Origin of the sequence: Geitlerinema sp. CS-897 (genome assembly GCF_028368005.1) — a bacterium.
Classification (GTDB): Bacteria; Cyanobacteriota; Cyanobacteriia; order Cyanobacteriales; family Geitlerinemataceae; genus Baaleninema; species Baaleninema simplex.
Map to the genome: position 1 here is coordinate 1 of NZ_JAQNCQ010000328.1, position 9,480 is coordinate 9,480.

The 9,480-nt window shown below is 55.8% G+C and carries 5 protein-coding genes and 3 pseudogenes; 2 read left to right on the top strand and 6 right to left on the bottom strand.

Annotation, left to right across the window (positions count from 1 at the left end):
- Both POG22_RS21045 and POG22_RS21050 read left to right on the top strand, forming a co-directional pair.
- Window positions 1-117: pseudogene (locus tag POG22_RS21045) on the top strand (RNA-guided endonuclease InsQ/TnpB family protein); the annotation flags it as partial.
- Window positions 118-167: 50 nt separating this feature from the next.
- Window positions 168-374: pseudogene (locus POG22_RS21050) on the top strand (dihydroxy-acid dehydratase domain-containing protein); the annotation flags it as partial.
- 182 nt (window positions 375-556) lie between these two features.
- On the opposite strand, the gene POG22_RS21055 reads toward POG22_RS21050, so the two are convergent.
- From POG22_RS21055 to POG22_RS21080, 6 genes and pseudogenes are all read right to left on the bottom strand, one after another.
- Complete coding sequence (locus POG22_RS21055; protein ID WP_498907029.1) at window positions 557-3,199, bottom strand: putative bifunctional diguanylate cyclase/phosphodiesterase; 2,643 nt, start codon at window positions 3,197-3,199, stop codon at window positions 557-559.
- 221 nt (window positions 3,200-3,420) lie between these two features.
- Complete coding sequence (locus POG22_RS21060; RefSeq protein WP_498907030.1) at window positions 3,421-6,495, bottom strand: Ig-like domain-containing protein; 3,075 nt, start codon at window positions 6,493-6,495, stop codon at window positions 3,421-3,423.
- Between the two features lie 231 nt (window positions 6,496-6,726).
- On the bottom strand, window positions 6,727-7,875 hold the full coding sequence (locus tag POG22_RS21065) for a tetratricopeptide repeat protein (protein WP_498907031.1): 1,149 nt from the start codon (window positions 7,873-7,875) through the stop codon (window positions 6,727-6,729).
- Window positions 7,876-8,053: 178 nt separating this feature from the next.
- Window positions 8,054-8,482, bottom strand: coding sequence for a beta-carboxysome assembly chaperone CcmS (gene ccmS / locus POG22_RS21070; RefSeq protein ID WP_498907032.1), 429 nt, complete (start codon window positions 8,480-8,482; stop codon window positions 8,054-8,056).
- Window positions 8,483-8,558: 76 nt separating this feature from the next.
- Window positions 8,559-9,248: a class I SAM-dependent methyltransferase gene (locus tag POG22_RS21075; protein WP_498907033.1), complete on the bottom strand. Its 690-nt coding sequence runs from the start codon at window positions 9,246-9,248 to the stop codon at window positions 8,559-8,561.
- A gap of 94 nt (window positions 9,249-9,342) precedes the next feature.
- A pseudogene (locus tag POG22_RS21080) lies at window positions 9,343-9,480 on the bottom strand (IS30 family transposase); the annotation flags it as partial.

Consider the following 9,480-nt stretch of genomic DNA (forward strand, 5'->3'; position numbering starts at 1 on the left):
TCTATGCCACGGGACGTTAATTCTGGGGTACTCATCAAAAAAGTGGGGCTGGGCGTTCGCCTCACTATAAAACGCGAATCCCGTAACGGGAGGAGAAGCCCGCGCCGTACCGCTTAGCGGTCGGCGTCGGGAGTACGTCACCACCATTACCCCTTGCAATCTGGTGTCTCGCTCGAGAAGTCATCGCCGATTCGATCGAAACGGTCTGTAACGGTCAAAGTCTCGATGGCGTCATCGCTCTCGGCGGCTGCGATAAAAATATGTCTGGGGCGCTCATCGCGATCGCTCGCCTCAATATCCCGTCGGTGTTCGTCTACGGCAGAACCATCAAACCGGAACATCATAACGGTCGCGACCTCAAAATCGTCAGCGCCTCCCCTACTGGCAAATGGGGAACTATCGTTGCTGTTCTCGGCATCGCTCTTTAAGTCTGGAGTTGCAACTGTTATAGCGTAGCTTTGACAACTGAATTCCGTATAATTCGTGGAGTTACCTGCCCTCAACCTTGCCCTCGCACGGACAATAGCTCCCGTCGCGAGCGAGTGCCGACGAAGTCTCACCATCGGGGTCGTCGTGCGAGTAACTGCGCCGCCGCCGACGCCGGAAGCGGTTTGGCGAACCAATAGCCTTGACCGTAATCGCAGCCAAGTTCGCGCAAGTGTGCTAAATCTTCAGGAGTTTCGATCCCTTCGGCGATCGCGTCCATTCCCAAGGTATGAGCTAAGGTCACGATCGTCCGAACGATTTCGCGATCTTCGCGGGAATTTTCCATCCGTTGCACGAACGACCGATCGATTTTCAACGTATCGACCGGAAAACGATTGAGATAGCTCAAAGACGAATAGCCCGTTCCGAAATCGTCGATGCTCAACTTGACCTTCAATGCTTTGAGACGCTCCAAAACGGCGATCGTCGCTTTGACATCCTCCATCGCCACACTTTCAGTAATTTCCAACTTCAACCACTGAGGCTTCAAGCGGGTGCGCGAGAGAATCTCGGCAATGCGCTCGACCAAATCCGGCGATTGCAACTGCTTCCCCGACAAATTCACGCTCACCTGCAAGCGATGGCGACTGGGAAATTGCCGCTGCCACAGACGAGTTTGCGAACAGGCGCGATCGAGAACCCACGCCCCTAACGGCACGATCGATCCGATTTCTTCAGTGACGGGAATAAACTGCCCCGGCGGAACCAAACCGCGAAGCGGATGCTGCCAGCGCACTAACGCTTCAAACCCGGAAATTTTTCCCGACGACAGCCGGACTAGAGGTTGGTAGTACACCCGAAACGTCTCCCCGAGTTCCGAGTGCGGCAAATTGGAATCCTCTTTTTCGTGCCAGTGAGCTTGTTCGACGGGGGTGGCGAATACCTGAGAATGAGCCATCGACTCGCGCAAGTCGATTTCGAGTTGAAACCGAGCCACGGCTTGGGCTTGGAAGGCGGGATCGAACACTTCTGGATAGACGTTGTTGCCAGCTTTCGCGCGGTACATGGCGGTGTGGGCGTCTTCGATCGGATCGCGGTCTCCGGGCAACCCCAGGGCCAGACCGATACTCGAGGTGAGAAATAGGGGCTGTCCGTTATCGAGGAAAAACGGCCGTTTGAGCTTGCGGCGTACTTGGAGCGCCACGTCCATGAGGGTGTCGAGATCGGCGACATCGTGGAGAACCATCGCGAACTCATCGGGGCCAACTCGGGCCAAAAGGTCAGTTTGCGACAAACAGCTTTTCAGACGTCCGGTCACTTCCACTAAGACAAAGTCGCCAACGGTCGATCCCAAACAGTCGTTGACCGCCTTGAAGCGATCGAGGTCGAGATAGATCGCCCCCACCTTGCTGCTGTTGCCGGACGAGCGGGTGTGTTGGAGTCGCCGCCACAGACAGATGCGATTGTACAACAGCGTCCGATTGGGTAATCCCGTGAGTCGATCGTGAAGAACGTCGTCGAGCAGTCGATAGGCGAGGGTCGCGGCTGCCGCAACGAGGAAGCCCATACGGGGCCAGGCGATGGGTATCCACCACGCAGCGGCGAAAAATCCCAGTTCCAACAGCCACAACCCCGCGAGGGCGGCGACGATCGCCCCGGCCAGATACCAAGGACGGCGTACCCGCCACGCTAACCCTGTTCCGAGGAGAATCCACGCCCAAGCCCAGAGTACTTCGAGCCAGTCGGGAGCGTACCGCCAGGGACGACGATCGCCTTGCGCGATCGCCACGAGATGTCGAACCATCTGAGCGTGGAGTTCGACGCCGGGCATTTTGACCGCAGCACTGTCGTTTTCCGACCCGCTGAAAGGGGTGGCGAACAAATCCCGCAAACTCGGCGCGATCGAGCCTATCAACACCACGCGATCGCGAATGGCTTGTGGGTCGATGCGATCGTTCAACAGGTCGTCCAGAGAAATCGTGGGAACCGAACCCGTGGAAGTACGATAGTCGAGTAGGATCTGATAGCCGGAAGGGTCGATGTTGCGGTAGCCTCCAGCCGTGCGATCTAGGGGAACGAGGGTGGTTTGGCCCAACCGAATGCTATCAGAAACAGACGAGCCGTTCTTCGGCGCTATACCGTCAGGTTGTAAGTAGCGAAAGGCCAGGCGAGAGGCGAGGGAAAACAGCAACTCGCCTTCGGAATCCGTGGCAAACAACAGTTGACGACGGACGACGCCATCGCGATCGAGCGGTACTTCGTTAAACCCCACGCGATCGGGAGAAACGGTTTCCGGGGCAGGCGTTCCCCCGTGTTCTGGTGTCGCAATACTGCGAATCGCTATTACGTTAGGAGCGTCGAGTTGTGCGTCGAGGGCGATCGCCCCCTCACCGACCGCTACGCTCCGATAAAGATCGAGACCGATGGCGCGGGGACTGTGGCGTTGCAGGCGCTCGATCGCTTCGGCCAGCATCGCATCGGAGAGCGGCCATTGATACTCTGTTAAATCTGTTTCCGTTACGGCAACGATCGTGACCAGCGAAGGGGTTGACGGATCGCTACGCCGACGCACGGCGAGATCGAAGGCCAACCGTTCGGCCCGCTCGAACGCTCCTCCCGTCTGGGCTAGACCCACCGCAACGGTGACGGCGAGATGAACGATCGCCACGGAGGGTTTGACACCGAGAAATGAAGTCTTCAGAGCAGAGTTCTTCGAGATATATCGAGCGATCGTAGACCGTAACGTCCGAGCTGTATCGCACAACCTAGGCATCGAGCATTGCGTTCGTAGACAAATTAGCAACAGAGGTAGACGAACCCCACCGAGACGCGCCTCGACTTGAAAAAACGCCGATCGGTTCGAGAGTCGGCGTGCGAGATTTCCAAGCGGACGAACTTCGGTAGAGGACTAACCCACGGCGATCGTCGCAGGAATTTGTTGTTACTGTATCACTGGTTCTTTCCCTAGGGTTAGAGAGGTCAACCCCTCGCGACCTAGAAAGAAAAATCCTCCGTTCCCAACTGGTCGAACGCTACATTCTGTACGATCGCCAGTACGGTATCCGTATTGACAATTTTAACGAAGGTGTCGTTGCCATTCGGTTGTAAAACGATATCTTCGGGTTGAAAGTTCCCGAGAGAGAGATCGATTTCATCTTCTCCAGACGTAAAGTCGCCAATAGTATCGATCGATCCGTCGTTGACAATAATAAATCGATCTTCGCCGTCGCCTCCGATAAGAACGTCGTTCCCGAGATCCCCTTTAAGCCAGTCGTTGCCGCCTGCTCCGAAGAGAATATCGTCGTTTTGACCGCCGAAGAGGGAATCGTCCCCCCGCGAACCGTCGAGAATGTCGTTGTCCTGGTTCCCGAAGAGTAAATCGTTACCGTCTCCCCCCTGTACAGTATCGATTCCGACTTCGCCCGCCATAACGTCGTCGCCGAAATTCCCCGTCAGAATATCGTTGTCCTTGCCGCCGAGAATCGTATCGGCCCCTTCTCCTCCATCGAGGCGATCGAACCCGCCGTTGCCGAACATCAAATCGTTGCCGAGTCCTCCTTGTAGCGTATCGTCGCCCAACTCTCCCGCCATAGCGTCGTCACCATCGCCCCCATCGAGAAAGTCGTTCTCCGCTCCGGCAAACATCAGATCGTTGCCGAGTTCCCCCGATAGAAAGTCGTTCCCGGCATTTCCGAACAACTGATCGTCACCCTCTGCACCGTAGAGGTTATCGTCTCCTGCCAAACCGGACATGATGTCTTTGGCAGGTTTTCCTTGCAGGGTATTTGGAAACTCGTCTCCAAACACCACATTTTCGCCAGTTTCGTTTTCCCCTTCGCGAGTATCGACGGTGACGTTGGGACTTGGGGGTTGAATCGGGGGAATGACAGTGATGCTATCCCGGTTCCCGTTGGGGTTGGGTTCGATGGGATTGGGCGGTTGTGGAATTTCTACCTCGTCGGCCACGAGAACCCGGACGCTGGCGGTGTCTCGGTTGCCGTCGCTGTCTTCGATAGTGTAATCGAACAGGTCGAAGCCTTCAAAATCCTCCGCTGGCGTAAATACCAGCAGGTCTCCGTCTCGCTCGATCGTGCCACCGTTAATTCCGGTACTGTCGAAACTGGCGATCGACACCGGCCCGAATAAATTATCGTTGGCTAAAACGTCGATTTCAACGGGACGGTTGGTTGGGGTGCGGGGGTCGTCGTCGATGGCGTCGGCGGGGTTGATGACGACCGTTGCCGTATCAGTTCCGCCGAATTTGTCTTCGATGGTGTACTCGAAGCGATCGGGCCCGTTGTACCCGGCCGGCGGTGTATAGCGAACTTTATCGTCGCTGGGGTCGGCGGTATTGTTGGTAATAATGCTGACCGTTCCGCCGTTTTTTGCCGTTCCGTCGACGCTTTCGATACCAATGATATCGCTGGGTTCGGGTTCTTCTTCGGGGTCTTCTTCGGGGTCTTCTGCGTTACCGAGGTCGGCATTGGCATCGGGGTCGCTGTCGTTGGCGAGGACATCCACCACGACAGACTGTCCCTCGCCTTCGGTAAAGGCTGTGTCGTCTTGGGCGATGGGGGGCGTATTGACGGTGACGGTGACGGTGGCGGTATCGCTACTGGCGGCGTCGGTAATTCGGTAGGTGAAGGTATCGTCGCCAAGGAAATTCGAGGGGGCGCTGTAAACGAGCTGGTCACCGTCTCGGGTGATGCTTCCGCCGTTGGTGGAGGTGCTGTCGAAGGAAAACAGAACGAAATCGTCGCCGTCTGGGTCGATGTCGTTGGCGAGTACGTCGATGGTGACAGCTTGACCAAATAAGGCTTCGGCTTCGTCGTCGAGGGCGTTGAGACTGTCGTTTTCTCCCGTGACAGTCACGGTCACTCGTCCGGTGGCGGTGGCACCGTCGTCATCTTTGACGGTGTAGTTGAAGCTGTCGGTCACGCTTTGACCGGAGGCCAGGGCTTGCAGGTCGGCGGCGTTCGTTGGATCGTAGGTGTAGTTGCCGCTGGCGTCGATGGTGACTTTGGCGCCTTTGCTGGTTTCTAAGTCTGTTTCGACTTCAAACGTGAGCGTACCCGCCCCGATGCTGTCGTCTTGGTCGATGTCGGATACGTCTGATGCCAGCGCACCACCTAACGTCGTATCTTCGTCTGTAGACAGTCCCGTGACATCTGAGGCTTCGGGGCGATCGTTAATGCCCATGACCTCGATCGTTACGGTTGCAAAATCTACGCTGGGGTCTATATCGCTGACGATATAGCTAAACGTATCGTTCGTGGTGTCTCCCTCGTCGAGTTCCTGTAAAGCCGTGACGCCAGAGGGGTTGTAGCTAAACGTTCCGTCTGCGTTCATTGTGATGGTGGCACCGAGGGTACTCGTATTGCCACCTCCGACTAAACTTGCTGAAACGTTGAGGGGAGCAGTTCCTGTATCTGCACCGCTCCCGTTATCGGCTAATACTGAAGAGAACGATGTCGAGCTGTCTTCATTTGCGCCCGTAAACATATCGTCTCGAGCGACGACGGCTAAAACGTGGCGGTAGGTCGCGATCGCCGATCGTGAAAACGGGACGCTGGGCGACGCGGACTGGCGGTCGGTCCGAACCTCGAGTTCCCAATTCCCGCCGAGGGCGTCGCATCCGGTGAGGGTGGTCGAGGCGGCGATGTCGGCTTGGGTGAGGCGGTGGAGTTTTTCGATGAATTCGGCACCCGCGTCGCCAGCCGCCACTTGGCAACCGTAGAACGCGATGGAAAAGTTGGGGCGTCTTCGTCCGTCGTGGGTTGCGCCCCACCGTCTAATGCGATCGCCGTACTGGGAAAGCGTCTCGAGATTCAGTCGAGCGTTTCCGAGGAACGAGCAGCCCGGTTTCCCGTGAGAGACGACGTGCAGTTGAGTGACGTGGGGACGCTGGGCTAGGGCATCATCGATATAGGCGATTCCATCGCGATCGCGCGGTAAGACGATCGCCTCGGCTTGGGGAACTAGACCTTTGAGGAGTCGATCGACATCCATTACCCCTGCATCGATCGCGACGAGCAGGGGGCGGCGGGCAGAGGGGGAAGACTGAAGCATGGAAACTTTCTGGGTGAAACGATGGTACGACCTCACCGACTCGAGATAGATCGAGTCGATTTCGCGCGTTCTACCTCTCTACTGTAATGAATCTCGATCGCGTGAAAAGTTCCCGAAACCTCGTTAAGAAGTATGTCGAAGCCTCCTGTGGAGACGCTTCAGAAGGAACACAATGACAGTTCGCTTCCCCGACGGTTCGCTCCGAGGCTTTTCGACACCAAACGTCTCACTTTAACGCAATGCCTCGAGTCGATCTCGGACTTCTCGAGCTAAGTCACTGTTTCCCTGCCCTTCGTACAGTTGTAGGGCGGTTTCTAATTCGGCGATCGCCTCGTCAGTTCGCCCTCGCTCTTGCAGCGTCAACCCGAGAAGATGGTGTGCTTCGGCTAAGTCGTCATCGACTGCAACGGCTTGACGGAAGGCGATAATCGCGTTGAGGCTGTCGTCCCGTTCGAGATAGAGTTTACCGAGTTCGAGATGGATGTCCGCTCGCTCGTCGTAGAGTGCTGAAGCCCGTCGGTACAAGTCGAAGGCGCGATCGCGGTTTCCACGGTCGAGTAACAGTCGCCCCACTTCAAATAACAGTTCGCCGTTGCGCGGTTCGAGTTCGATGGCGCGATCGAACGCTGCGATCGCTTCCTCGACGCGATCGGTGTTGAGTAACGCCACGCCGAGGTTTACCTGAATGCGCCCTTCGTTGGGAGCGAGGTTAGCAGCTTTTCGCAACGCCGAAATCGCTTCGTCGTACTGCTCTAAATGTAACAGGGTCGAGCCGATGGATTCGTGAACTCGCCAATTGTCGTCGGTGAGCGCAGCAGCCCGACGGTAGGCATTTAAAGCGCCGTCGTAGTTCCCTTGTCGATACCGCACGACACCGAGTCCGAAGAAAGCGTTGGCGTTGCGATCGTTAAGTTCGGTCGCGGCTTCGTATTCGGCCTCGGCTTCAGCATCGTTTCCAGCATTGGCTAAGGCATAGGCCAAAGCGTAATGGAATTCTGCCACGTTCGGTTCGAGGTCGAGGGCTTGTCGGTACGCTTCGACCGCCGCCTCGAAATTTCCCTGTTGGGCTTCTAAATACCCGATCGCTGAAAAAATCCGAGGGTTGGCATCGTCTAAACTGGCTGCTTCGCGATAGCGCACCAACGCCTCTGAAAAATCTCCGGTTTCGACGAGATCGCGACCTTCTGCTAAAAGTTGGTTCACGTCTTCAGACGCTTCTGAGTTTTCAGCTTGTTTGGACGTCGCAATCGGGGAACTGATGCGGGCGACATTTCTCTCGAGTTCGACGAGGGGACGGCCGTAAGCGGGAACGCCGAGTTCGGACGCGCTCGCAATCAGAGCGATCGCAGCGATGGATAGAGATTTGTGCAATGAGAACATACGTGACTTCAATAGAGGAAACGAACGCTTGGAAACACGACGACAGGAGCGCGATATCGATACTCTATGGCCTGACCTGCCGTACGCGGAGCCATTAAATGTTATACCCCGATCGCTTCTCGGGTTACGGACGATTTCTCTGAAACTGGCGATCGTTACCGTTTCGTTTCGGTTGGGTTCACGGTTCGATTTGCGCCCCCATGCGCTGTTCGAGGCGATCGAGCAACGTATCGACATCGGCGTCTGCTTCCTCGAAACATTCGGGAGGGGTCGGTTGGGGTTGGTATTGCACGGCTTGAATTTGCCCTTTCCCGATGGCGATGAGGAGAACTTCGAGTTCGGGGTCGTGATGGTCGACGACACCCATCATTTCTCGCAGGCGGTTATCGACTTTTTGGTTGAGGGCTTCTAGGGCGTCCCGAGAACAGGTGATGAAATGGGGTTTCGGGGCGATGTCGATGCCTAAGAATTCGCCGCTGTCGGGGTTGCGTTGGTGTAAGCCCCAAGCTAAGGCGGCGATTTCGAGAGTGTTGGCTTTGACGAAGCGATCGAGTTGCTCTCGCCATTTGCGATTTTCGGCGTTCTGGGGTGGGTTTCCCGGTCTCATAGGTGTTGGTATTCGCGATGTTCTACTCGAGGTGTCGATCGACCGTCCGTTGAAAAAGAGGACGCGATCGCACGCCCTATTTTTCCATCATCTCATTGAGTTTGCCGTCGTTACACCCGGCTCGTTGGGCAGTCCAATGGCGATCGGAGGTCATTTTGACCGAAACGCCGTGCAATCGAGCTCGTTTCAATAACTCGATGACTTCTTCGACGGTAAAGGCCGCGCGGAGGGAGTCGCGAAACAGTTGGGTTTGATGTGTGTCGTAGTCCGAACCGATACTCGCGACGAGGCGATCGACGATCGCTTCGTTCTCGGGGCGATACAAATCCCGCACGAACAGTCCGCCGCTCGGTTTGAGAACGCGGGCGATTTCTCGAAAGCAGGGAACCGGATCGCTGAGATGGTGAACGACGCTGTTGGAGACGACGAAATCGAAGCTGTTGTCGTCGTAGGGCAGTTGTTTGGCATCGAGGTATTCTAAACTGATGCGATCGCTCGATCCGGAATTTTTGACGTGCTGACGACCCAGCTTCAACATATTTTGTGATAAGTCGATGCCGACGATTTGCCACTGGGGTTTGCGCTGCGCCATTAACACGGGAATTCGCGCAGTTCCCGTTCCCAAATCGAGAATTCGACCGGCTTCGGGGGCGATGGCGATCGCGTCTTCGACAAAGGCAGTATTGACTTCGGTAAAATCCATCGCATCGTAGGCAACGGATTCTTCCCAGGTATCCATGACTTCGGGTTCGAGGATTCGTTTCACGGTTGTTTTACTACAGAGAAAATAGAGTAGAGTTTTTTTGCACCGATTCAAAAATGAAACGCGACACCAGCGGAGTTCTTTTTCGTTCGCCGATTCAAGTTTGAAATGCAACGGTCTCCGATCCCTGACTATAAAATACCTCAGAAGGGGTTCGATAGTCAAGAGATTTTCGAGGACGATCGTTGAGTAAATCTACTGCTTTTTTGACCGCATCTGGTGACAAGATTTTAAA

What these genes read in the sequence shown, in the direction of transcription:
- POG22_RS21055 (WP_498907029.1), bottom strand. Translation starts at nt 3,199, where the DNA reads ATGCCTAGGTTGTGCGATACAGCTCGGACGTTACGGTCTACGATCGCT.
- POG22_RS21060 (WP_498907030.1), bottom strand. Translation starts at nt 6,495, where the DNA reads ATGCTTCAGTCTTCCCCCTCTGCCCGCCGCCCCCTGCTCGTCGCGATC.
- POG22_RS21065 (WP_498907031.1), bottom strand. Translation starts at nt 7,875, where the DNA reads ATGTTCTCATTGCACAAATCTCTATCCATCGCTGCGATCGCTCTGATT.
- ccmS (WP_498907032.1), bottom strand. Translation starts at nt 8,482, where the DNA reads ATGAGACCGGGAAACCCACCCCAGAACGCCGAAAATCGCAAATGGCGA.